The following is a 23970-nucleotide window of genomic DNA, read 5'->3' as shown; positions in this document are numbered from 1 at the left end:
GGTGTATGCCGGATGCCCCCGGTTCGCTAACCTGAAGCTATACCGATTTCAGCGAACCGGTCAACTGATCAAAGTTTCCTTCGTTTGACGAACTAGCTCGAAAGACAGGCTCCCTCATGTCCGCTCGCCACTTCGACCGGCGCCGCCTGCGCGCGGTGCGCCGCGCCGCTGAACTGACACAGGGCGACGTGGCCCGGGAGGTAGGCGTCGCCGACCCGACAGTCGCCAGCTGGGAGACCGGCCAGTCCGCGCCCGACGGGGAGAAACTCCCCGCGCTGGCGAGGGCGCTCGGCAAGAGCCTGGACGGCCTCTTCCCCCGCTCGGACCCGCCCGACCTCACCGACCTGCGGTGCGACGCGGGGTACTCGCAGTACCAGACGAAGGACCTGATCGGCACGAGGAGCGCGGGTCCGGTGGCCAACGCCGAGCGCGGCAAGCGCCGCCTCAAGGACGGCTTCGTACGCCCGCTGGCCGACGGGTACGGCGTCGGCGTGGACGAGTTGCTGGCTGCCCAGGAACGGTCGTTCGGCCACGAGGTCCCCGATCCGGGCCGGCGGGACGGCGCGGCGCGCGGCGTCCCCGACTCGCTGGCCGAGAAGATCACCTACCTGCTGGACCACTCCTACCCGGGAGACCAGCGCCCGCCGTCCGACGCCGAGATCGCCGCGTCCGTCAACGCACACGCGGGAGCCCGGGTGACCTCCGAGGACCAGGTGCACGCGCTGCGGACAGGCGCCGAGGAGACCGCCTCGCCCATCGTCAGGGAAGGGCTGGCCGAACTGTTCGGCGTCTCGCCGCTCTTCTTCCAGCGCGACGCGGCCGTGGCACGGCAGGTGTTCGAAGGGCTGCGGCTCCTCGCCTCGGCCAGGACGGGCGCGCTCCGTACGGTCGAGCCGCGGGGGGTCGGCGGCGAGGCGCTCTCCGAGGACGTTCTGGCCTTCTTGAACGAGGTCGTCGCCGAACTCCAGGAACGGGAGCTGCCGGCCGACGGCCGGGACCCGGACCGGGACCCGGGCTCATAGCCGCAGAAGGCGCTTCCTCACCGGCCCGGTCGGCTCCGCCGGCTCGGCGGTTTCCGCCCCCGCCGCCCCCGCTGCCGTCCCCGTCTCCATCCCTGTCCCCGTACGCCGTCGTCGGCCTGGTCCGGCGTCGCGCAGGGCGTCCGAGAGGCACAGCAACTCGTGTACGTCGGCCTCCCTGTCACGTTGCCTGTCCAGGGACGGCGGCACGCCCCGTGCCGTGGCGCTCGGGGCACATTCGCGTGCGGCGCGAGGTTCGAGCCGTAGTGCCGCACCGTCCATCACCTCCCGGAGCAGCGCCGCGGCCCTCTCGGCTGCCGGGTTGCCCGGGACGGCGCCGCGGCCCGGGGGCACGGTGAGATACGGGAGGATCAGCACGAGCCCGTCGCGGCACTCGATCACCCTGCGGTGCAGGCGCCTGTGCACGCCCCGTACCGGTGGCCTGCCCCCTCTCCTGCGCGGCCCCGCGACATCGAGCACGACGTGCGGGAACGCCTCGGACAGGAGCAGCCACAGCGGCAGCAGCCTGCGGTGGAACCTGCGGTGCCGGCGCCAGAACCTGGCCGAGGTGAGGAAGTTGCGCAGCACCGGATAGCTGACCCCGGTCACGAAGAGGGACACGGCGGCCATGAGCAGCACGCGCGTCCACTCCGTCAGGGCCGCAGGGATCACGGCACCCTGCGAGCGGACCAGTACGAAGGCCACGCGTACGGCGGCGGAAACGGCGGCCGTCGACACCCCGGCCGCCACGATCCACAGCCCCGTCGACAGCGGGCGCGGCGAGCTTCGCGCGAAGCGGTGCGTCCAGTAGAACGACGAGGCGAGGGAGTAGACGAGGTACAGCTCGGCCACCAGGTAGAAGACGGTGTCCTCGGGAATCGCCATGTCCACCTCGGCGAAGCCGCCCGCCAACAGGTCCCCGGCGCCCACCAGTACACATGCGGCGAGCGTGCAGACCGTCACCAGCAGCCCTGTGGCCTCACGGCGCGCGCGGTGCCGCGCGGAGGCGTGGTCGAGGGCCGAGTAGAGGTAGAAGCACATCAGGAAGTAACAGGCAGTCAGCAGCATGACGTTCTGCGCCAGCCGGGTCACCGTGCCGCCGACCGCGCCGTCGTAGAACCGCGCGCCCATCGGCAGCGCGAGCAGTCCGGCTCCGCACGCGTACAGCAGGCAGAGGGTGACGGCGCGCAGCGGTGCGCTGTAGGGGTTCCTCGCCAGTTGGAAGACCTTCAAGCCCAGTGCCAGCAGGGCGAGTACGGCCTGGAGGGGCCCCGCCAGTATCACAGCCACTCCTGGCGCCCTCCCAGAGCGGCCCTGATCCTGCGGGTCGAGGGATCCTCCTGACGTGCGGGCATCAACCGGTCGAGCACCGAGGCCCGTTCCAGAAGCATCGTCGCCGTCAGCTCGGCCTCGCGCTCCTGCGACGTGTCGTACGAACAGCGGTGCAGCACACGGTGGATGGCCTCGCTCTTCAGCGCGGGCAACAGCGAGTCCCAGTCCATGCCGTCACCCGCGCTGTGGTGATCGGCGAGGATGTGCCCGACCTCGTGCAGGATGATGTGCTCCTGGTGCAGCGATGTGGTCTCGCGCTGATAGATGATCAGGTCCGCCCTCGGAGTGCCCACCCACAGGCCGATCGGGCCCGGTGTGGGCAGCGGATACGGGATCATTTCGATGGGCCGTCCCCTGCTGCGCGCGAGCGCCTCGCAGATGGCCTCGACGCTGAACGGCGGGCGCATGTCGAGCGCGCGCACGTGGTCGGAGACGCGGCGCTCCCACTCCTGCTCACTGGTTCTGTGTCCGCCGGACCCGAAAACGGACAGAAAATCTGGCAACCGCATGGCTGAACCGTTCCCCCACTGCGCTCATTCAACGGGGCCTCAGAATGCCGTACCGAAAACGAAGCGAGGGTGGCGCGTCGTACGAACGTGGGCACCGCGCTCTTGACCGGCACTTTTACTTGAGGCTTCAATTTCACAGGCTGATGCCGCGACTATCGAATGAAGTTCATGTGGCGGTGTCGCCGGAGAAGCCGGTGTGCCACCGGTGAGCAGCCGGTCTGCGGCTCGTCGGTTGTTCCCCCATGTCATGTCCCCCCGTGACAGCCTTCCAATCCGCGCTGACCTGCACGGACACCACGTTCTCGCGGTGATCCATCATGCACGGAGTACCGAGTCGGACACAAGTGCGCAAGGCACCACTGAGGTCGAACTCGGACACGCGTGCGCAACGGAGCCGCCCGGGCGCTTACCCATGAACCCGGCGCGATGAACCTCTCGCTTTTCCGCCGGTGACCGGCGCAATTCCGCGTCACTTCACCCGCTTCACCCGATTCACGGCTTCACCCCCGAAGCCGTGACGGCAGTTCAGCCGGCCATTTCCCCGGGCCCGCCCGGCGGGAGGCGCCCGCTGTCTCCGCCGCCCCCCGCTACTCCCGGGGGCGTACGGCGGAAGTCATCCGTCCGCCGGAGTACGCCACCACCCTCGGCTCGGCAGACTGGCACCCCAACGGGCCGAGGGGCGAGGGGAGTTCACCGTGCTGCTGATCGAAGTCGACGTTCCCGCGGGGGTGTTCGGCAAGGAGGAGCGCCAGGCGCTGGGGCGGCGCCTGATCGACGTGCTGATGACGGAGGACGGCAGCCATCACCCCGACGTCCTCAACGCCGAACGGAACCTCATGCACGCGATCGTGCGGGAGAACGAGGACTGGGTGCTGGGGCAGCGTCCCGATGCCGACCCGGCCGACCCGCCGCGCTATCTCGTACGGGTGAGCGCCCCGGCCTCCTGGCGCAAGGAGATGAGTGCCACCGTCATCGAGGTCCTCACCGACGCGCTCGCCCAGTTCGAGGCCGAGGCGGGCCGCGACCCGGAGCGGCTGCGCGAACATCCGCACGCCCTGATCCATGTGCTGGGCGTCTCCGAGAACGGCATCGGGCTCTACGGGAGGTCCATGGGCGGTCGCGCGCTGGAGGACCATGTGACCAGGCCGTTCCGTGACGCCGTACTGGAAGGCCGCATCGAGGAGCCGGGCCCCGGCAAGCTGCTGGACCCGGTGTGCGGAATGGTCGTGGACGAGGACGCCGCCACGCTCACCCTCCAGTACGACGGCAAGATCTACGGCTTCTGCAGCCGGTCCTGCCGCCGCTCTTTCGCCGACGAGTACGGGGTCACGCTCGGCGGGTGATCCGCGTGGTCCGGGCAGGGCGGTCCTGAGGTCCGTCCGGCGGTGGATTGTCAGACCCCCGCGCTATGTTCCGACGCATGGCTGAACTCGTACTCGTGGCAGGCGCGTGGCTCGGATCGTGGGCGTGGGACGAGGTGGTGCCCGAACTGCGGAAGGCCGGGCACGGCGTGCATCCGCTGACGCTCTCCGGTCTCGCCGACAAGCAGGGCACAGCGGCGGGGCAGCGCACCCACGTCCAGGACATCGTGGACGAGGTGGAACGGCTCGACCTGCGCGAGGTCGTCCTCGTCGGGCACAGCTACTCCGGAATCCCCGTCGGCCAGGCGGCCGACCGTATCGGCGACCGGCTGGCCCGCGTGGTGTTCGTCGACGCCAACGTCCCCGCCGACGGGAAGTCCTTCGTCTCCGGCTGGCCGGAGGGGCCGGCGATGGAGGAGGCGTACGGCGCGGAGGGGAGCTTCTGGCAGCCGCTGCCCGCCGAGGAGTTCAAGGGCCAGGACCTCTCGGACGAGCAGATCGCGTACCTCGTGGGCCGCGCCACACCGCACCCTGGCCCCACGCTGGTCGAACCGGCCGTGTTGGCACGCCCGTTGGGAGAGCTGCCCGCCACATTCATCACCTGCCTGCTCGCGGGAGGCGAGGAGCCGGCTCCCGCTGTGGCCGAGCTGCTCACGAGCGAGCACTGGGAGCTGGTCCGTATGGACACCGGCCACTGGCCGATGTTCTCCCGGCCGCGCGAGCTGGCCCGGATCCTGAACGAGGCGGCGGGCGGCCCCGCCGCCGACTGAACCCGTGTGCCGCCCCACGGGGGAGGGCGGCACACGAGGGCCCCGCGCGCGTGCTGCCTGCCGCGTGCCGCGTGACGCTCGGCGCGGGGTGGCTCGGCACGGCGGCGCGTGACGCTCGGCGCCACGCGGCGCGCGCTCGGCGTCCCGCTTCACCCGGTCTGGTTGCCCGAACCGAGAGGCAGGTACGGCGAGTTGGTCGTGCGCGCGTAGTGCTCGGCGATCTCGTCGCTCGTCGTGAGCCACACACCTGCGGACGGGGCCCGGGCGCGGGCGACTTGCCGGAACGGCAAAGGTGCTTGGTGCGGTGGGTGGGTGGTGTGGAGGCTCGTCGGGGACGGAACGTAGCGCGTCGGCGCGCTTGCGCGGTGGAGTGTCGGCACGCCAGGGACGCGTACACGTCGGACCGTTGGACCATGGGAACGCTGGAATGCCGGAACACCGGAAAGGGGAGCGCGCGATGGCGCAGGGCGAGCAGGCAGGGGACGTCACGGGGGACGGGGCGGGCACGCACAGGTTGGTGGAGGTGCCCGGTGGGCGTATCCACCTCGTCGAGCAGGGGAGCGGGCCGCTGGTGCTGCTCGTGCACGGTTTTCCGGAGTCGTGGTACTCATGGCGGCGTCAGCTGCCCGCGCTGGCGGCTGCGGGGTACCGCGCGGTGGCGATCGACGTGCGCGGGTACGGGCGTTCCTCGCGTCCCGGCGCCGTCGAGGCGTACCGGATGCTGGCGCACGTCGGCGACAACGTGGGTGTCGTCCGCGCGCTCGGCGAGGAGAAAGCGGTGGTCGTCGGCCACGACTGGGGGGCGCCCATCGCGGCCAACTCGGCACTGCTGAGGCCCGATGTGTTCACCGCCGTCGGCCTGATGAGCGTCCCGTACTCGCCGCGCGGCGGTATGCGGCCGACCGAGGGGTTCGCGAAGCTCGGCGGTGACGAGGAGTTCTACATCGGCTACTTCCAGCGGCCCGGCCGCGCCGAGGCGGAGATCGAGCCGGATGTGCGCGGCTGGCTCGCGGGCGCCTACGCCAGCCTGTCGGGCGACACGATGGCGCCAGAGGGCAGCCCCAGCCCGTTCTTCGTGGCCCGTGGCGCCCGGATGTCCGAGCGCTTCGTCGACGGGCCGCTGCCCGGCTGGCTGTCGGAGGCCGAATTTGATGTGTTCGCCCAGGAGTTCGAGCGTACGGGGCTGACGGGCGGCCTCAACCGCTACCGCAACGTCGACAGGGACTGGGAGGACCTCGCCGCCTGGGACGGGGCGCCGGTCCGCCAGCCCTCGCTGTTCATCGGCGGGCAGCGTGACTCCTCCACCACGTGGATGCGCGACGCCATCGCGGCGTTCCCCACCACGCTGCCGGGACTGGCGGGCTCGCACCTCCTTGAGGACTGCGGGCACTGGGTCCAGCAGGAACGCGCCGAGGACGTCAACCGCCTGCTGACGGAGTGGCTCGCGAACCTCTGACCCACCGCCGGCGCCGGACCCACCGCCGGCGCCGGACCAGCTGCCGCCGGACCCGCTGCCGCGGCCCGCTGCGGGGCCGCGGCGGTGCGGCCGGTTCAGGGGCCGAGCAGGGCGAGGACCTCCTCCGTGGTGCCGGTCTCGCCCAGCAGCGGGAAGACGTCTTCCAGCGAGTGGCGGTGGGTGCCGGCGTCGGGGCCCGTGACGGCGTCGGAGACGACGGTGACGTGGTAGCCGCGGTCGTACGCCGCGCGCGCCGTCGACTCGACGCCGAAGGAGGTGGCGACCCCGCCGAGCACGATCTGCGTGACCCCGCGGCGGCGCAGCTCCAGGTCGAGCGCCGTGCCGTAGAAGGCGCCCCACTGCTGCTTGGTGATGAGGATGTCCGTGCCCTGGACGTCGAGTTCGGGGCGCAGCTCCGCCCAGTCGGCCGGGCGGTCGGCCCCGCCGCCGAGGGAGACCTCGGTACGGCCCGGCGCCCCGCCCTTGACGTTGACGAGGACGACGGGAAGGCGGCGCAGCCGGAAAGCGGTCGCCAGCCGCGCCGAGCGGTCCACGACCTCCTGCATGGGATGCGCGCTGGGCATGGCGGTGATGCCCTTCTGGAGGTCGATGAGGACGAGGGCGCTGTGCGGGTCGAGGGTGGTGACGGCCATGGGTGGTGCTCCTTGGTGCGGGGGAAACGGATGGGCCGGCGGATACGTACGTTCCGGGGGCGGATACGTGCGTTCCGGGGGCGGATACGTGCGTTCCGGGGCTGGATACGTGCGTTCCGGAAGCGGTTACGTACGTTCCGGGGAGGGTGGCGAACGGCCGTGCAGGGCGCGGTCGGTGATGGTCAGCACGAGCAGCGCGAGGCTGAGCCCGGCCACCGTCACGGCTATGAGGTGGAGCCCCGCGTCGTCGGCCCGGTGGCCGTAGAAGAGGGCGATGAGGCTGGAAGCGGTGATCGCACCGAGGTACTGGGCCGTGCGCTGGAGCCCGGCGGCTGCGCCCACCGACCCGGCGGGTGCCTGTGCGGCGACGGCCGCCTGGTTGCCGGTTCCGGCGAGTCCCTGGGGTAGCCCGAAGAGGACGGAGGCCAGCAGCAGCGCGGCGAGCGGCGTGGAGCCGTGTGCGGGCAAGAGGGCGCAGCTGCCGGCGCCCAGCAGTACGGCGGCGAGCGTGAGCGGCCCGCGTATGCCCTTCGTACGGGCGCCGAGCAGCGAACTGGCCGCCGCGGCAAGGGACATGGGCAGCAGGACGAGGCCCGCGTGGAAGGAGGACAGACCGGGGGACTCCTCAAGCCACTGCGCGAAGCCGTACATGACGCAGTAGATGACGAGGTACGCCAGCCCGTGCCGCAGATAGGTGCGCACGAGCGCGCCGTGCCGGGCCAGCATGCGCAGGTCGAGGAAGGGATACGGGCGCCGCAGCTCCCACCGCACCAGCGCGCAGGACAGCACCGCCACGGGCGCGAGCAGCGGCCAGCGCGGGGCGTGCAGGTCCATCAGGAAGAGCATGGCGGTGGTGAGGGCCGCGCCGAACAGGAGGACGCCCAGCGGGTCGATCCCGCCGCCGCGCGCCGGTTCCGGTGCGCGGCGCTCGGTGTGACGGGGCAGCCAGACGGCGGCGAGCAGCAGTCCGAGCAGGGCGACGGGCACATTGACCGCGAAGATCGCGCGCCAGCCCAGCGTGGCGGCGAGCAGCCCGCCCAGTACGGGGCCGACGGCGGCGCTGCCCAGCGAGGCGAGGGACAGCCGCGCGAGGACCGTACGCGGAACGGACCTGCCCAGGCGCGCGCCCTCGGCGCGCAGCAGCGCCATCGCGCACGGGTAGGCGGCCGAGGTGCCCACGCCGAGCAGGACGCGGGAGGCGATCAGCCAGCCGAAGGCGGGGGCCAGTGCGCCGACGGTTCCGGCGGCGACGACGACGGCGAGACCGGCGAGGAAGACCCGGCGCGGTCCGAGCAGATCGGCGAGCTTGCCCAGGGTCGGCTGTGCCACGGCGCTGGCGAGGTAGAGCGAGGCCACGAGCCAGGCGGTGTCGGCGGCGCCGACGTGGAAGGCGCGGCCGATGGCCACCAGCGCGGTGGCGATCATCGTGGAGTTGACGGGGTTGAGGACGGAGCCGAGCAGCAGGGGCGTCATCAGGCGGGCGCCGAAGCCGTGTTCGCCCTCCACCGCCGGGGCCTGGGACCCGTGGAAGCGGCCGAGGGCGCGGCTCATTCGTCGGCCAGGCGCTTGAGCAGGCCCATCGCCTCGTCGACCGTGCGGCGCTCGTCGGCGTCGAGGCGGGAGGTGAGGGCGTCGGCCAGCCAGCCCCGCTTGGCCTTGCGGACGGCTTCCAGGGTGGTGCGGCCCTCGTCGGTGAGCGCGAAGACGACCTGTCTGCCGTCGGTCGGGTGCGGGGCGCGGGCGAGGAAGCCGCGCTCTTCCAGCGCGCCGACGGTGACCCGCATGGACTGGGGGCGCACCAGTTCGGCGCGGGCGAGCGCGGCGATCGTGACGGGGCCCTCGGCGTCGACGCGGTGCAGCACGGAACGCTGTGTCGGGGTCAGCTCGCCCTGCGGCGAGGCGGCGCGCACCCTGCGGATCAGTCCGCTCATGACGGCCGCGATCTCGGTGGCCATCAGTTCGGGATCTTTGCTGCCTGGCATGGTGGCGACCGTACGACTTTGACAGGGGAACTTGCAAGTTTCCCTGTCAAGGGATGGGGCCTGTGAAGACTGTGGCTGCCAGGTACGCGTAGCCCGTACGATCACGTTTCACACCTGCAACCACGAGCCGGGGAGAGGGCATTGAGGTCGCTGCGCGCGGGGGATCCGGAACGCATCGGCGGATACCGGCTGTTGGGGCGGCTCGGTGAGGGCGGCATGGGCTGCGTGTACCTCGCGCAGTCGCCGCGCGGACGTACCGTCGCCGTCAAGCTCGTACGGCGCGACCTCGCGGAACACCCGGAGTTCAGACGCCGGTTCGAGCAGGAGATCAATGCGGCACGCCGGGTCGGCGGCGAGTGGACGGCGCCCGTGCTGGACGCCGACACCGAGGCCGAACAGCCCTGGGTGGCCACCGGATACATCCCCGGCATCTCGCTGCACGAGGCCGTCACCGGACGCGCCGGGCGCGCGGTGCCGCTGCCCGAGCGGACGCTGCGCATCCTCGCCAACCGGCTCGCGCTGGCGCTCGGCGCCGTCCACGAGGCCGGGCTGATCCACCGCGATGTGAAGCCCTCCAACATCCTCGTCACCATCGACGGGCCCCGCGTCATCGACTTCGGCATCGCGCGCGCCCTGGAGACGGTCGCCGACGCACATCTGACCCGCACGGGCGCCGTCGTCGGCTCGCCCGGCTTCATGTCGCCCGAGCAGGTGCGCGGTGAACGCCTTACCGCCGCGAGCGACCTGTTCAGCCTCGGCTCCGTACTGGCCTTCGCCGCGACGGGACGCACGCCCTTCGGCGGTGCGGGCCACGCGGGCCATGTGCTGATGTACCGCATCAACCAGGAGGAGCCCGAGCTGGACGGCGTCCCGGAGGGGCTGCGCGCACTGGTCGCCGACTGCCTGGCGAAGGACCCGGACGACCGCCCCTCGCTGGACGAGATCCTGGAGCGTACGGCCGACCCCGAGGACGAGCCCGGCCCCTCGGCGACCGGTTCCGAGGCCGCCGACCCGTGGCTGCCGGGGAGCCTCGTCGCCCACCTCGGCCGGCACGCGGCGGCTCTGCTCGACGCGGAGGTACCCGGAGCGCGGGAGGCGGCCGACCGCGCGGCCGGAGCCCCCGTCGTCCCGCTGCCCCCCTCCGTCCCGCCCCGCGCCGCGCTCCCACCCGTACCGGCGGCCCCTCCGGCTCCCGGCACACCGCCGCCGTCGCCGCCGTCCACACCTCCGTTGCCTCCGTCCACGCCTCCGTCCACGCCTCCGTCCGGGTCCCCGGACGCAGCCGGAGATGCGGCCGATGAGGCCGCGGACGAGGCGGCCGGTGGCGAGGGTGCCGACACCCCTCCGCCGACACCCACCCCCACGCCGGCCCCCACGCCCACCCCCACGCCGATCCCCGCCTCTCCGCCCACCCCGACCCCGGCACCGACCCCGGCTCCGCCCCCGGACGGTGAGGGCGTGCACGGGATGGCCACCGTGACGGGGCCCGCACAGGGGCCGCCACAGGCGCCGCACGTCCCGCAGCCGCCGCCGGGTGGCGGGCACGGCACGCAGGTGGGGGCCTTCCCGCTGCCTGGCGGCCCACCGGGCGGTGGAGAGAAGCGCGGGCGGCGTGCGATGGTGCTGGTGGCGGCCGGGGTGGCGCTCGCGCTGGTCACCGGCGTCGGCACGTTCGTGGCGCTGCGCGTACTGGACGCGCCGGACGACGGGGGCACGAAGCGTGGCGCCGAGGCCCGTAAGTCGCCTGGCGGCGACGCGAGTTCGGACGGCAGGCAGGGGCCGGAGGCCACGGGGAAGCCCGGCGGCGAGGAACCCGCTCCCGGCGGCGCGCTGCCGAAGAGCTACCTCGGCGCCTGGCAGGGCTCCGTGCAGGACAACGGGGAGACGGTCACCCGGCGCTTCGAGATCCGGCAGGGCGACGAGAACGAGGTCGTCGCCAAGACCGTCAACCTGCGCAAGGACCTCATGTGCGTCGGCGAGGCCACGCTCATCTCGTTCAACGGGCGCATGAAGGTGACCAGCCGGATCACCGCTTCCCACCCGAAGAGCAAGTCCTGTTCGGCCTACGGGGAGCAGGAGTTGAAGCTCACCGGCGACGACACGATGGACTGGGCCTACCCGGTCGGCGGTCTCACCTCCCGCCTCCAGCGTGTGGGCGGCGACTCCGCCAGGCCCGTACCGCACCGGCTGCTGGGCAAGTGGGAGGGGCACGCCGACTCGGCCAAGAAGCACGCGCGCACCCTCACGTTCGACCAGGGGCCGGTCGGTGAGGGCACGATGCACAACGTCGGGGACCGCGACGTCGGGGACGCGGACGACTACCACTGCGAGTGGACGTACGTACTCGGCGCGGCCGACGGCGAAACGGTGATGTACGGGCCCTCGGAGACCGACGAGGCGGTGTCGGAGGGCAAGTGCGGGGGCAACGGCAAGTCCATCGTCGTCTCGATGAAGGGGGACGACGAGATCCGGGTCTACAACCCGGAGGACTCGAAGAACGCGCCCCGCTTCTATCAGCGCGCCGACTGACCGCTCGCCCGCGCCCACCGGCCGCCCGCGCCCACCGGCCGCTTGCGCTCACCGCTCGCCCCGCGCTCATCGACCGCCCGCGCCGGCCGGCCGCCTGTGAGGGGGCGAACCCCCGGCCGACGGTGCGGGGGTTCTTGTCAGCGGCTCAGGGGGGACTTACGGTCGCATCCTCACGTTTATCTACGCGTGTCGAACAGGCTGCCGCCCTCGCAAAGGAGCTGTTCATGCCCGATGTTGTACGCGCAGCGCTCGTGCAGGCCACCTGGACCGGTGACACCGAGTCGATGATCGCGAAGCACGAGGAGCACGCGCGGGAGGCCGCGCGGCAGGGTGCGAAGATCATCGGCTTCCAGGAGGTCTTCAACGCGCCGTACTTCTGCCAGGTCCAGGACCCCGCTCACTACCGCTGGGCCGAACCCGTGCCGGACGGGCCCACCACGCAGCGCATGCGGGAGCTGGCCAGGGAGACCGGGATGGTCGTCGTCTCGCCGGTGTTCGAGGTCGACGGCTCGGGGTTCTACTACAACACCGCCGCCGTCATCGACGCCGACGGCACCGTGCTCGGCACCTACCGCAAGCACCACATTCCGCAGGTCAAGGGCTTCTGGGAGAAGTTCTACTTCCGTCCGGGCAACCTCGGCTGGCCGGTGTTCGACACCGCGGTCGGCAAGGTGGGTGTCTACATCTGCTACGACCGTCACTTCCCCGAGGGCTGGCGGGCACTCGGCCTGGAGGGCGCCCAGATCGTCTACAACCCCTCCGCCACCTCGCGCGGTCTGTCCGGCTACCTCTGGCAGCTCGAACAGCCGGCGGCTGCCGTCGCCAACGAGTACTTCGTCGCCGCCATCAACCGCGTCGGCACCGAGGAGTACGGCGACAACGACTTCTACGGAACGAGCTATTTCGTCGATCCGCGTGGGCAGTTCGTAGGGGAGGTCGCGGACGACAAGGCAGAGGAACTGCTCGTACGGGACCTCGACCTCGGCATGATCGACGAAGTCCGGCAGCAGTGGGCCTTCTACAGGGACCGGAGGCCGGACGCCTACGGAGGGCTGGTGCAGCCGTGAGTTCCCCCCAGGGCCCCCAACGGGGCATCCCACCGCACGAATTGCACGCCCGGCACAGGGCCGTGCTCCCCGACTGGCTCGCGCTCTACTACCAGCGGCCCCTGGAGATCACCCACGGCGAGGGCAGGCACGTCTGGGACGCGGAGGGCAACCGCTACCTCGACCTGTTCGGCGGCGTCCTCACCACCATGACGGCGCACGCGCTGCCCGAGGTCACCAAGGCCGTCAGCGAGCAGGCCGAGCGCATCCTGCACACCTCCACCCTCTACCTCAACCGCCCGATGGTGGACCTGGCCGAACGGATCGCGGCGCTCTCCGGCATCCCCGACGCGCGGGTCTTCTTCACCGCCTCGGGCAGCGAGGCCAACGACACGGCGCTCATGCTCGCGACCGCCTACCGCCAGTCCAACCAGGTGCTGGCGCTGCGCAACAGCTACCACGGGCGCTCCTTCTCCGCCGTCGGCATCACGGGCAACCGCTCCTGGTCCCCGACCAGCCTCTCCCCGTTCCACACCCTCTACGTGCACGGCGGCGTCCGTACGCGCGGACCCTTCGCGCACCTCGACGACGCGGAGTTCACCGCGGCCTGCGCCGAGGACCTGGAGGACATGCTCGGACAGACCCGGGGCTCCGTCGCCGCGCTGATCGCCGAACCCGTCCAGGGCATCGGCGGGTTCACCGCACCGCCCGACGGACTGCTCGCCGCCTTCCGCGAGATCCTCCAGCAGCACGGCATTCTCTGGATCAGCGACGAGGTCCAGACCGGCTGGGGCAGGACGGGCGACCACTTCTGGGGCTGGCAGGCACACGCGGCAGCCGGGCCGCCCGACATGCTCACCTTCGCCAAGGGCATCGGCAACGGCATGTCCATCGGCGGCGTCGTCGCCCGCGCCGAGGTCATGAACTGCCTCGACGCCAACTCCTTCTCCACCTTCGGCGGCAGCCCCGTCACCATGGCGGCCGGCAACGCCAACCTCACCTACCTCCTCGAACACGACCTCCAGGGCAACGCGCGCCGCGTCGGCGGGCTGCTCCTGGAGCGGCTGCGAGCCGTCTCGGCCGGGCTCGGCATCGTGCGCGAGGTGCGCGGGCGCGGTCTGATGCTCGGCATCGAGCTGGTGCTGCCCGGTACCGAAGACCCCTCGCCCGAGGCCGCGTCCATCGTGCTGGAGGAGACCCGCGCACACGGCCTCCTCATCGGGAGGGCCGGCGGCCACTCCACCAACAGCGTGCTGCGCATCGCGCCGCCGCTCACCCTCACCGTCGCCGAGGCCGAGGAGGCGGCCACCATCCTCGAACGGGCCCTGCGTACGGCCGAGATCGAGCTGGGAGGCAAGGCCGCACCCTGACCGCGTACGATCATTCCCCAGTTGGCCACGGACAACTGGGGGGAAGCGGATGGAGCCGCTACGGGCGACCGACCCGCGGCAGATCGGCGAGTACCGGTTGCTGGGCAGGCTCGGCGCGGGCGGCATGGGCAGCGTCTACCTGGCGCAGTCGCCGCGCGGCCGGACGGTCGCCGTCAAGCTCGTACGGAGCGACCTGGCCGAACGGACCGACTTCCGGCGGCGGTTCGAACGCGAGGTACGCGCCGCGAGGAAGGTGGGCGGCGAGTGGACAGCGCCGGTGCTCGACGCCGAGACGGACGCGGAACAGCCGTGGCTGGCGACGGGCTACATCCCCGGCATCCCGCTGCACGACGCGGTGGAGGGTCAGTCCGACCCGCTGCCCGCGCGTACCGTCCGCATTCTGGCGAACCGGCTGGCGCTCGCGCTGGGCAGCGTGCACGAGGCGGGTCTGATCCACCGGGATGTGAAGCCGTCGAACATCCTGGTCACCATCGACGGCCCGCGCCTGATCGACTTCGGTATCGCGTGGGCGTTGGAGCAGGCCGACGGCACGCAGCTCACGCAGACGGGCGTCCTCGTCGGCTCGCCCGCCTTCATGTCGCCCGAGCAGGCAAGGGGCAGGCGGCTGACGGCAGCCAGCGACATCTTCTCGCTGGGCTCCGCGCTGGTGTTCGCCGCGACGGGCCGCGTCCCCTTCGGTGACACGGGGCTGGCCGCGCACGCGCTGCTGTTCCGTGTTGCCGAGGACGAGCCGGACCTGTCGCAGGTGCCGGACGGGCTCAGGGCACTGCTGGGTGACTGCCTGGCCAAGGACCCGGCCGAGCGGCCGAGCCTGGCCGAGATCGCCGCCCGTACGGCCGACCCCGAGGACGAGCCGGGACCGGGCCCCCGGGGCAACGGGAACAGTGCGGCGGAACCATGGCTTCCGGCGGGCCTGGTGGCTCAACTGGGGCAGCACGCCGCGCGGTTGCTCGACGCGGAGGTGCCGGGGGCGCGGGAAGCCGCAGACCGCGCAGCGGACGCGTACGTGATGTCCCCCGCGGCACCGGCACCGGCACCGGCACCGACGCAGTCGTCGCACACGGAACAGCCCCGGGTGGAGCCACCGCGGACGGGACTCGGGTCGCCCGCGTACGCGCTGCCCACCGTGTACGACCGGCCGCCGGCCGTTCCTCCGCCGGGCCCCCCGCCCCGTCCCGCGGGTAGCGGCGCGCAGCCGCCGGACGATTCCGCCGGGACCCCGGCACGGTCCGCTTCAGGCAAGGGACAGCACAAGGGCAGGAGCAAGGAGCGCGGCACATGGCGCAGACCGGGCGTGCTCGCCGCGGGCGTGGCTCTCGTACTGATCGCGGGCGGTGGGACTCTCCTCGCCCTGCCGGGCGTGGGGCCGTTCGGGGAGGAGAAGAAGGCGGACGCGCCCCAGGGGGATCTGCCCAAGAAGTACCTGGGCAGTTGGAAGTCCGTCGCCAAGGCGGCGAAGGGCGACGAACCGATCACCCGCACCATCGACATCGAACAGGGCCGCAAGGGCGAGACCGTCGCGCACATCTACTCGACCTATACGAATCAGGTGTGCTCTTCACCGGCGGCCCTCGCCTCGTACGACGGCGTCCTGAGACTCAGGGCCGAGCCCGCCACCAGCGACCGGGAGGAGTCGTGCCCGCAGCACCCGAAGCAGGATCTGGCCTACGAGAACAAGGCACTCGCCTGGAGCGCCTCCGGCCGGAGGGAGTCCGCCCTCCTCCATCGCGTCTCCGGAAGGCCGAAGAACTCTGTCCCCAAGGCCATGTCCGGTAAGTGGGAGATGACCGGCGAGCTGGTCGGTGACGGCACCAACGTCGTCGAATTCTCGGCAGGGTCGCTCGGTGAGTCCCGAATATCGTTCGCGGTCAGAGGTAAAGGCGCGAAAGAGGAGTGCGCCTGGGAGGCGGACCTGGGTGCGGTGGAGCCCCGTGCTCTTGTCTATGGAGGCGTGGGGGACAAGGACGCCACCCTTGACCAGGACGCGGTGGCGTACGAGGCGTGCGGCGACCTGGGGTTGCCGGTGGGCGAGCCGATACGCGTGACGATGCGCGGCAGTGGCGAAGTGCGGCTCAACAGCCTGGTCTTTCCCGGAAAGCCCGTCATCCTCAAGCGCGCCGGCTGACCACGCGCCGACTGATCACGCCCGCCCGGCGCAGGGGTTCTTGTCAGTGGCCCAGGGGAGACTTACTGTCGCACCCTCACGTCCGTCTACGCGTGTCGAACAGGCTTGCCGCCCCCGCGAAGGAGCCGCTCATGACATCCCGCGAATCCACCGTCATCAGGAACGGCCTCGTCGTGACCGCTGCCGACGAGCTGCACGCCGATGTGCTCATCGAGGGCGGACGCATCGCGGCGCTCGCGGCCCACCACAGCGCCGCTGCCGAGGCGTTCACGGCCGACCGCACCCTGGACGCCACCGGCAAGTACGTCATCCCTGGCGGCGTCGACGGACACACGCACATGGACTTCCCGTTCGGCGGGACCTTCTCCTCCGACAACTTCGAGACCGGGACCCGTGCGGCGGCCTGGGGCGGCACCACGACGATCATCAACTTCGCCGTCCAGACCAAGGGCCACGCGCTGCGCGAGGGGCTCGACAAGGAGCACGCCAAGGCCGACGGGCAGTGCGCCATCGACTACGGCTTCCACATGATCCTCTCCGATGTCAACGAGCGCACGCTCAAGGAGATGGACCTGCTCGTGGAGGAGGGGATCTCCAGCTTCAAGCTGTTCATGGCCTACCCGGGGGTCTACTACAGCGACGACGGGCAGGTCCTGCGCGCCATGCAGCGCACGGCAGCCAACGGCGGGCTGACGATGATGCACGCCGAGAACGGCATCGCCATCGACGTCCTGGTGGAGCAGGCGCTCGCCGCGGGCCGCAGCGATCCGCGCCACCACGGCGAGGTCCGTAAGGCCCTGCTGGAGGCCGAGGCCACGCACCGCGCCATCCAGCTCGCGCGGGTCGCGGGTTCACCGCTGTACGTCGTCCATGTCTCGGCCGAAGAGGCCGTGCAACAGCTCGCCACCGCACGGGGGATGGACCTCCCGGTGTTCGGCGAGACCTGTCCGCAGTACCTCTATCTGAGCACCGACAACCTCGCCGAGCCCGACTTCGGCGGCGCCAAGTACGTGTGCAGCACGCCGTTGCGGCCCCGTGAGCACCAGGCCGCGCTGTGGCGTGCCCTGCGCACCGACGACCTCCAGGTCGTCTCCACCGACCACTGCCCCTTCTGCTTCAGCGGCCAGAAGGAGCTGGGCAGGGGCGACTTCTCCAAGATCCCCAACGGGATGCCCGGCGTCGAACACCGTATGGACCTGCTCCATCAGGCGGTCGTCGACGGGCACTTGACCCGTCGCCGCTGGATCGACATCGCCTGCGCGACCCCGGCCAGGATGTTCGGGATCTACCCGAAGAAGGGAACGCTGGCACCGGGCGCGGACGCCGATGTCGTCCTCTACGACCCGCACGCCGAGCAGGTGCTCTCCGCCGACACCCACCACATGAACGTCGACTACTCCGCCTACGAGGGCAAACGGATCACAGGCCGGGTCGAGACGGTGCTCTCGCGCGGCGAGATCGTCATCGACAGGGGCGCGTACGCGGGCCGCGCCGGGCACGGACAGTACGTCCCGCGCGGCATCTGCCAGCTTCTGAACTGACCCAGCTGAACTGAGGAGCCACGTCCATGGACTTCGGAATCGTCCTCCAGACCGATCCTCCCGGCTCCACCACCGTCGACCTGATGCGCAGGGCCGAGCGCAACGGATTCCGCTACGGCTGGACCTTCGACTCGCCCGTGCTGTGGCAGGAGCCGTACGTCCTCCACAGCCGCATCCTCGCCCACACCACCCAGCTGACCGTCGGACCCATGGTCACCAACCCGGGCAGCCGCGCCTGGGAGGTCACCGCTTCCACCTTCGCCACCCTCAACGAGATGTACGGCAACCGCACCGTCTGCGGCATCGGGCGCGGCGACTCCGCGATGCGGGTCGCGGGGCGCAAGCCCGCCACCCTGGCCAGGCTCGGCGAGGCCATGACCGCGATCCGTGACCTCGCCGAGGGCCGCGAGGCCGTCGTGGACGGGGCGACGCTGCGGCTGCCCTGGGTACGGGACGGGCGGCTGCCGGTCTGGATGGCCGCCTACGGGCCCAAGGCCCTCGCGCTCGCCGGCCGCGAGGCCGACGGGTTCATCCTGCAGCTCGCCGACCCCGTGCTGACCGCCTGGATGGTGCGCGCCGTACGGGAGTCGGCCGCGCAGGCCGGGCGCGACCCGGCGTCCGTCACCGTCTGTGTGGCGGCGCCGGCCTATGTCTGCGAGGACACGCCGGCGGCCCTCGCGCACGCGCGGGAGCAGTGCCGGTGGTTCGGCGGGATGGTCGGCAACCATGTCGCCGACCTCGTCGCGCGGTACGGCGAGCACTCCGACGCCGTGCCCACCGCGCTCACCTCGTACATCAAGGAGCGCGAGGGTTACGACTACGCGCACCACGGCCGCGCGGGAAACCCCGACACGGCGTTCGTGCCGGACGAGATCGTGGACCGCTTCTGTGTCATCGGCCCCGAAGAGGCCCAGTTGGCGCGGCTGCGCGAGCTGGAGGGGCTGGGCGTCGACCAGTTCGCGCTCTACGCCATGCACGACACCAGGGAGCACACCATCGACGCCTACGGCGCGCGCGTGATCCCCGTACTGGGCGCCACCGGCTGAGGCGGGCGGCGCCGGGCCCCGTCTCAGGCCATACCTCAGCCGGGCCTGTCCAGGGCCTGCCTCAGCCGGGCACGCCTCGGGTCCTGCCTCAGCCGTGTTCCTTGCAGCGTCCTGTGTGGTCGCAGAACGGGGCGTGCCGGGTGTGGGAGCAGCCGCACAGCATGACGCGGGTCTCGGCGCGTTCCCCCTCCGGTGTGGCCACGCGCAGGTCACCGCGCAGGTGCAGCACCCCGTCACCGTGCAGGTTCGCGCGGGTCGGTGCGGGGGGCACCTCGTCGGGTGCCCCGTCCTCGCGGTGGTACTGGAGTGCGCCGCTGGGGCAGCGCTCGACCACCTCGGCGATGCGGTCGGGGGCTGCGGCTGCCGGGTCGATCCACGGTCTGCGGCTCACATCGAAGACCTCAGGCAGCCCCCGTACGCACTCGGCGGCGTGCAGGCAGCGCGCGACCTCGTAGCTGACGGCGATCCCCGGCCCCTCGTAGCGCTTGCGGCCTGCGCGGCGCGTCCTGTCCTCGGGCATGGCGGCTGTGTCCCCGTCCCGTTCCTCGGTCCTCGTCATCGGTCCTTGGCACCGCCCTTCTTCTCGTAGACGAGCGGCTGGTATTCGGGGTGCTGGTGGATGTAGCCCGCCACGAACGGGCAGACCGGCACCACCTCGTCGCCCGCAGCGCGCGCCGTGTCCAGCGCGGTCCGTGCCAGTGCCCCGCCGACGCCCCGTCCCTCGAACTCCGGCTCCACCTCCGTATGGAGGAGCGCGACGACGTGGGGTGCGCGCTTGTACTGCGTGGCCCCGGCCAGGGCGCCCCCGACCCTCGCCTCGTAGCGGTTCTCGCCGGGGTTGTCGGTGACCTCGACGTCCTGCTCGCTCATGCCGCACTCCTCGTGGTGGTGCGCTCGCCGGCGCGGGGCAGCCGCGCGGGCGCTCTCGCCGGGTCAGCCGGTCGCGTGGATCTGGGCGGTGAACTGCTCGGGCTGCACGGCCTGCCCCGTACGGTCCAGCACCGCCACGGGCCTTCCGTCGAACAGGACGGCCGGCGTTCCCGAGACCCCGCTCGCCTCGAAGGCGCGCGAGACCCGCTCCACCCAGTCGTGGTACGCCATCTCCAGGACGGCGTTCTCGAACTCCGGGGAGCGCAGCCCCTCCACGTCGTTGGCCAGGCCCAGCAGCATCCTGTTCTCGCCGAACCCGTCGCTGTGCTCGTGGGGCTGGTTGCGGTAGAGGGTGCGCAGATACGCCATGAAGGGGGCCTGGCCCGTGGTGGCGGCGGCGCCGAGGGCGTTGAGCGCGCGGTGCGAGCCGTGGCCGCCGAGCGAGTCGTCCAGGAACGTGGCGAAGTGGTAGTGCAGCACCAATTCCCCGTCGTCGGCGAGCTGTTGCATCGTCTCGCCCAGCTCGTTCTCCATCCGCTTGCAGTACGGGCAGCGCAGGTCGGCGTAGACGTCCAGCACGGGGGCCGCGGCCCCGGCCGCGGCTTCGGTCCCGCCGTCGGTCCGCGCATCGGTCCCGGCGCCGTAGACCACGGTCGTGCCGCCCTCACCTGTCGTGTTCGCGGGGATCATGCGGCCAGCCTGTGTCCGTGCCCGTCAGCGGGCAACGGGGGAGGGGCCATAGGGGTGGGCAGCTCGCCACCGAGGCTCAGCTCCCCGCCTTCCCGCCTCCGTGCCTCCCCGGCTCCGGCTTCCCGGGCTCCTCAGCTCCCGGGCCCGGGCTGGGGCTGGGGCTCGGGCTCCCGCTCCTCAGCTCCGGTCCTCGCGGTCCCAGCCGAGCATCGTGTAGATGTACTCGGCTCCCAGCCCGTAGGCGCCCGCGTGTGCGCGGGCGATGTCTCCGACGGCCGAGGAGGTCTCCGAGCGTGCCCAGTCGCGCTGCAGTTCCAGCAGGTACTGGAGCCAGGTGAGCGGCTGGGCACCGGCCTGCACCATGCGCTGTACGGAGCGTTCGTGCGCCTCGGAGCTGACCCCTCCGCTGGCGTCGCAGACGACGTACACCTCGAAGCCCTCCTCCAGCGCGCACAGCGCCGGCATGGTCACGCACACCTCGGTCCACTGGCCGGCCAGTACCAGCTTGCGCAGGCCGGCCGAGCGCACGCGCTCACGTACCCGCTCGTCCTCCCACGGGTTCATCGTGGTCCTGTCGATCCAGGAGCCGTCGTCGGGGAACACCTGCCGCACGCCCTGGAAGACCGGGCCGCTGAAGTGCCGTTCCATCACCGTCGTCACGACCGTCGGGACGTCGAAGAGCCGCGCGGTCTTCGCCAGCCCCTCGGTCGCGTTGAGCACGATCTCCATGGGGTGCGAGCTGACGGCGAAGCCCATCTGGCTCTCGTGGTCGATGAGCATCAGCACATGGTTGTCCGGTGTGAGCAGCCGCTCCGAGACGTGGGCGCCGCCTGTGGTGGCCGTGGTGTCGCTCATCGGGCGATCCGTCCCTTCGTGGGGGTTCCACCCCACTTTGGCGCGGACCGTTGCCCCGCGCACCACGGCCACAGGCTCGCGCACCACGGCCACAAGCTCCGTCTCCCGGAGCGGCTCAGGCCGCCCCTGGCCGCCTCACCTGTCCGACACCCGTACGGTGCGTAGCTCGGGCGAGGAGCGGATGTCCTTCTCGCAGAACCGCTCCTCGACCATGCGGCCCCTGGAGTACAGCTCCGTCTGGTCGCTGGAATGGCGCGAGGTGGGGTCGGAGGACTGCGAGTAGGTCAGCAGCGTGTCGGCGCGTACGGGACAGCCGCCCCCGCGGGAGAAGTCCACGGCCTGGATGTAGCTGGAGCCGTGCTGCACCTCCCGGTAACCGCCGCGCTCCCCGTCCCACACGGGAACCGTCATGTTCCATACGCCCAGCCCTCCCACACCGCCGGGCACGGGGATCCGCTTGCCGCGCCGCTCCACGAACTGGTGCTCGCTCAGCGGTGCGTCCAGCGGGATGCCGTACTTCTCCAGCTCGGAGACCGCGTCGGCCAGCGCCGTGGCGAAGCCGGGCGCCCCGGTGTTGAGGTCGCGCGGTGTGGTGACGGGCTTCGCCGGGTCGAACGGTGTCCTCCAGCGCTGGTCGGCGGGGACGGTGGTCGCGAGCTTGCCCCAGAACCTGTCGAAGAGCAGCGCGCCCTCGCTCCCGGTCCGCATCGTGCGGTCCCAGCCCGCGATGACGACGCAGGCCCGCGCGACGTCCACGGTCTCGCCCGCGCTGTTCCCCGCCGTACCGCCCGGCAGCGCCGCACACGCCTTCGCGGTGTCCTCGGCGGCCAGGTCACCGGCCGGCGCGCGGTTGGCGAACTGCTGCTCGCGCAGATCGCGCCGCGTGATCCCGCCCTCGCGGGCCAGCGCCGACACGTCCTCGACCGCCCCGCGCGTCCGCACGGAACGCGGGGTGCCCTCGTCGCCGAAGATGCGCGGGTAGCCGGTCAGCGGCCGGTCGGCGTTGGCCAGCCAGGCGCTGTCGTTGGAGTTCTCCACGTAGGGCGCGTTCTGGAGCACCGGCATCTCGGAGGGCCCGAACACGCCCTTCTGGACAGCGCCGCTGCCCGTGCCCGGAGTGCAGTCGGCGCGCGAGCCGTCCAGCACCGCGAGTCCCGCCGCGGGGAAGGTGGCCTGGCCCAGCGGGGTGTTGCAGCGCTTGGCCAGCTCGTCCGTGACCCGGGGCAGGATCTGCGACTGCGCGAAGAGGGTGTTGCCGCGCGCGTCGGCCGCGACGGTGTTCACCCAGGGCAGCCCCTGGACGCGTTCCAGCGCCTCGCGCATCCCGCGTATGTCGCGCGCCTTGCTGAAGGCGAGGCCCGTGTCGGTGAGGCGCAGATTGCGCGCGTTGGGGTCGTTGAGTGCGAAGGCGGTCGTGGCCGACCAGGGCAGCTCGACACCGGCCGCCTCGGTGACGACGGGCCCGTACCGCGTCCACCACTGCGTACGCGTGATCCGCTTGCCGTCCTTGCCGGTGACGCTCACCTCGCGCGGCTCCATGCGCTCGCGTTTTCCGTCCACCGTGTAGGCGGTCGGATCGGCGGGGTCCAGGGCGAGTTGGTGGAGGTTGAGGGTGACGCCGGTCGCCACCGTGTGGCTCCACGCGACGCGTGAGTTGTGGCCTATGGACACGGTGGGGGAGCCCAGCAGCGAGCCACCGGCGGCGTTCAGCTCGCCCGGGATGGTCATCTGCGACTGCCAGAAGCGGCGCCCGCCGTGCCACGGGTAGTGCGGGTTGCCGAGCAGCGCGCCGGAACCGTTGGCCGTGGTCGAACCGTGGAAGGCCACGGCGTTGGAACCCATGTCGGCATTGGCCCGAGAGAGCGCCGAACGGGCCGCCTCCGCTGCCTCCTTGGGGCTCATCCCCTCCCCGCCACCTGCCGCGTGCGCTCCGGCCGCGCTCGTACGGGCTCCCTTGGGCGCGGTGGCCTCTCCGGGTGCGGTGGTCCCGGCGCGGTCCGCACCCTTGGTCTCTGGCGGGGTGGCCGCTCCGGGCGGGGTGGCCTTTCCGGCCGGGGCGGTCTCTCCGGGCGGGGTGGCCGAGGTGATGCCGTCCACGCCCATGCCCTGACCGCCGAGTACGGACAGCGCGAACGCGCGCCGTGACACGTCGAGCGCGGTGACAGGGCGCAGCCACGCGGCGCCCTTGCACGCCGGGTCCTTGATGTCGTCGCGGTGTTCGCGCAGCCAGTCGTTGTACCCGGCGGCCCAGCCGCGTGCCAGCTCCCGCACCTCGCGGCTCGGACCGGCCGGAGCCGGCTGCCTGAGCAGCTTCTCCACGGTGCGCGCCTCGCGTACGCCCTTGAAGTACAGGTCGCTGGCGAGGTTGCTGGAGGCCGAGGAGAGCGAGCCGTCCGTCTCGGCCGTCGCGCCGAAGTGGCGGGAGCGCTCGCCGCGTACGGTCGTGAACCCGTCGGCGAGCACGCAGATCTGGTCCGCCGCCTGCGCCCAGCCGTTGCCGAAGCCGAGGCCGGGATAGTCCTTCGCCGCTATGTGGGGTATGCCGTTCTCGGTGTACCGGATGACGGCGGACATGCCGCTGTGCGAGGGGCGTTCGGCGCGCTGTGCGTGTCCGTCGCGTGCTCCGTCACCGCCGGGTGGCGCGGCGGAAGCGGGCAGCGCGGTGACCGCGAGGGCCAGCGCTGCGCCGGTGACGATCAGTCTTCGCAGGCTCCTGAGCCTGTTGCGCATGGTGCCTCCCAACTGCTGTGAGGGCAGGGCGCGTTGAGCTTACCGGCGGGTACGCGTGGGGGCAG

20 protein-coding genes are annotated in these 23970 nt (G+C 71.8%); 10 read left to right on the top strand and 10 right to left on the bottom strand.

Annotation, left to right across the window (positions count from 1 at the left end; all coding sequences use genetic code 11):
• The first annotated feature begins 116 nt into the window (after positions 1-116).
• On the top strand, positions 117-1022 hold the full coding sequence (locus tag NMN56_RS12640; protein WP_274040141.1) for a helix-turn-helix domain-containing protein: 906 nt from the start codon (positions 117-119) through the stop codon (positions 1020-1022).
• Here NMN56_RS12640 and NMN56_RS12635 read toward each other — a convergent pair.
• Both NMN56_RS12635 and NMN56_RS12630 read right to left on the bottom strand, forming a co-directional pair.
• Positions 1017-2309 (bottom strand): MAB_1171c family putative transporter, encoded by a 1293-nt coding sequence (locus tag NMN56_RS12635; RefSeq protein ID WP_274040140.1) that lies wholly within the window; start codon positions 2307-2309, stop codon positions 1017-1019. The two genes, NMN56_RS12640 and NMN56_RS12635, sit on opposite strands and share 6 nt — an antisense overlap.
• The gene (locus tag NMN56_RS12630) at positions 2300-2860 is read right to left on the bottom strand and encodes a hypothetical protein (RefSeq protein WP_274040139.1); all 561 of its coding nucleotides are present in this window, start codon (positions 2858-2860) and stop codon (positions 2300-2302) included. The genes NMN56_RS12635 and NMN56_RS12630 overlap by 10 nt, the downstream gene beginning before the upstream one ends.
• A 695-nt stretch (positions 2861-3555) precedes the next feature.
• On the opposite strand from NMN56_RS12630, the gene NMN56_RS12625 reads away from it, so the two are divergent.
• From NMN56_RS12625 to NMN56_RS12615, 3 genes are all read left to right on the top strand, one after another.
• Positions 3556-4203 carry a YHS domain-containing protein gene (locus tag NMN56_RS12625; protein ID WP_274040138.1) on the top strand — a complete coding sequence of 216 codons (648 nt, stop codon included), beginning with the start codon at positions 3556-3558 and terminating at the stop codon, positions 4201-4203.
• A 77-nt stretch (positions 4204-4280) separates the two neighbouring features.
• The gene (locus NMN56_RS12620) at positions 4281-4991 is read left to right on the top strand and encodes an alpha/beta fold hydrolase (RefSeq protein ID WP_274040137.1); all 711 of its coding nucleotides are present in this window, start codon (positions 4281-4283) and stop codon (positions 4989-4991) included.
• Positions 4992-5448: 457 nt separating this feature from the next.
• Positions 5449-6447: an alpha/beta fold hydrolase gene (locus tag NMN56_RS12615; protein ID WP_274040526.1), complete on the top strand. Its 999-nt coding sequence runs from the start codon at positions 5449-5451 to the stop codon at positions 6445-6447.
• 95 nt (positions 6448-6542) lie between these two features.
• Here NMN56_RS12615 and NMN56_RS12610 read toward each other — a convergent pair whose 3' ends face one another.
• The 3 genes from NMN56_RS12610 to NMN56_RS12600 form a co-directional block, all read right to left on the bottom strand.
• A complete protein-coding gene (locus NMN56_RS12610) occupies positions 6543-7100 on the bottom strand; it encodes an isochorismatase family protein (RefSeq protein WP_274040135.1) in 558 nt (185 codons plus the stop codon).
• Between the two features lie 126 nt (positions 7101-7226).
• Positions 7227-8651 (bottom strand): MFS transporter, encoded by a 1425-nt coding sequence (locus NMN56_RS12605; protein ID WP_274040134.1) that lies wholly within the window; start codon positions 8649-8651, stop codon positions 7227-7229.
• The gene (locus NMN56_RS12600) at positions 8648-9082 is read right to left on the bottom strand and encodes a MarR family winged helix-turn-helix transcriptional regulator (protein WP_274040133.1); all 435 of its coding nucleotides are present in this window, start codon (positions 9080-9082) and stop codon (positions 8648-8650) included. The genes NMN56_RS12605 and NMN56_RS12600 overlap by 4 nt, the downstream gene beginning before the upstream one ends.
• 141 nt (positions 9083-9223) lie before the next feature.
• Here NMN56_RS12600 and NMN56_RS12595 point away from each other — a divergent pair, with 141 nt between their 5' ends.
• The 6 genes from NMN56_RS12595 to NMN56_RS12570 all read left to right on the top strand — a co-directional run bounded on the left by NMN56_RS12595 (position 9224) and on the right by NMN56_RS12570 (position 18760).
• On the top strand, positions 9224-11611 hold the full coding sequence (locus tag NMN56_RS12595) for a serine/threonine-protein kinase (protein ID WP_274040132.1): 2388 nt from the start codon (positions 9224-9226) through the stop codon (positions 11609-11611).
• Between the two features lie 224 nt (positions 11612-11835).
• A complete protein-coding gene (locus NMN56_RS12590) occupies positions 11836-12678 on the top strand; it encodes a nitrilase-related carbon-nitrogen hydrolase (RefSeq protein WP_274040130.1) in 843 nt (280 codons plus the stop codon).
• Positions 12675-14027, top strand: a complete 1353-nt coding sequence (locus tag NMN56_RS12585; RefSeq protein WP_274040129.1) for an aspartate aminotransferase family protein — start codon at positions 12675-12677, stop codon at positions 14025-14027. Before NMN56_RS12590 ends, NMN56_RS12585 begins: the two co-directional genes overlap by 4 nt.
• 49 nt (positions 14028-14076) lie before the next feature.
• On the top strand, positions 14077-16173 hold the full coding sequence (locus tag NMN56_RS12580) for a serine/threonine-protein kinase (protein ID WP_274040128.1): 2097 nt from the start codon (positions 14077-14079) through the stop codon (positions 16171-16173).
• A 131-nt stretch (positions 16174-16304) separates the two neighbouring features.
• Positions 16305-17714, top strand: coding sequence for a dihydropyrimidinase (hydA, locus tag NMN56_RS12575; RefSeq protein WP_274040127.1), 1410 nt, complete (start codon positions 16305-16307; stop codon positions 17712-17714).
• Positions 17715-17740: 26 nt separating this feature from the next.
• A complete protein-coding gene (locus NMN56_RS12570) occupies positions 17741-18760 on the top strand; it encodes a TIGR03842 family LLM class F420-dependent oxidoreductase (protein ID WP_274040126.1) in 1020 nt (339 codons plus the stop codon).
• Between the two features lie 88 nt (positions 18761-18848).
• On the opposite strand, the gene NMN56_RS12565 is transcribed toward NMN56_RS12570, so the two are convergent.
• The 5 genes from NMN56_RS12565 to NMN56_RS12545 form a co-directional block, all read right to left on the bottom strand.
• Positions 18849-19280, bottom strand: coding sequence for a (4Fe-4S)-binding protein (locus NMN56_RS12565; protein ID WP_274040525.1), 432 nt, complete (start codon positions 19278-19280; stop codon positions 18849-18851).
• Positions 19281-19315: 35 nt separating this feature from the next.
• Positions 19316-19630, bottom strand: coding sequence for a GNAT family N-acetyltransferase (locus NMN56_RS12560; RefSeq protein WP_274040125.1), 315 nt, complete (start codon positions 19628-19630; stop codon positions 19316-19318).
• Between the two features lie 63 nt (positions 19631-19693).
• A complete protein-coding gene (locus NMN56_RS12555; RefSeq protein WP_274040124.1) occupies positions 19694-20320 on the bottom strand; it encodes a DsbA family protein in 627 nt (208 codons plus the stop codon).
• Positions 20321-20497: 177 nt separating this feature from the next.
• On the bottom strand, positions 20498-21175 hold the full coding sequence (locus tag NMN56_RS12550) for a hydrolase (RefSeq protein ID WP_274040123.1): 678 nt from the start codon (positions 21173-21175) through the stop codon (positions 20498-20500).
• 135 nt (positions 21176-21310) lie between these two features.
• Complete coding sequence (locus tag NMN56_RS12545) at positions 21311-23905, bottom strand: penicillin acylase family protein (RefSeq protein ID WP_274040122.1); 2595 nt, start codon at positions 23903-23905, stop codon at positions 21311-21313.
• Positions 23906-23970: the final 65 nt, after the last annotated feature.

Origin of the sequence: Streptomyces iconiensis (genome assembly GCF_028657195.3) — a bacterium.
GTDB classification, from domain to species: Bacteria; Actinomycetota; Actinomycetes; order Streptomycetales; family Streptomycetaceae; genus Streptomyces; species Streptomyces iconiensis.
This window is presented reverse-complemented; position numbering and strand designations above follow the sequence as displayed.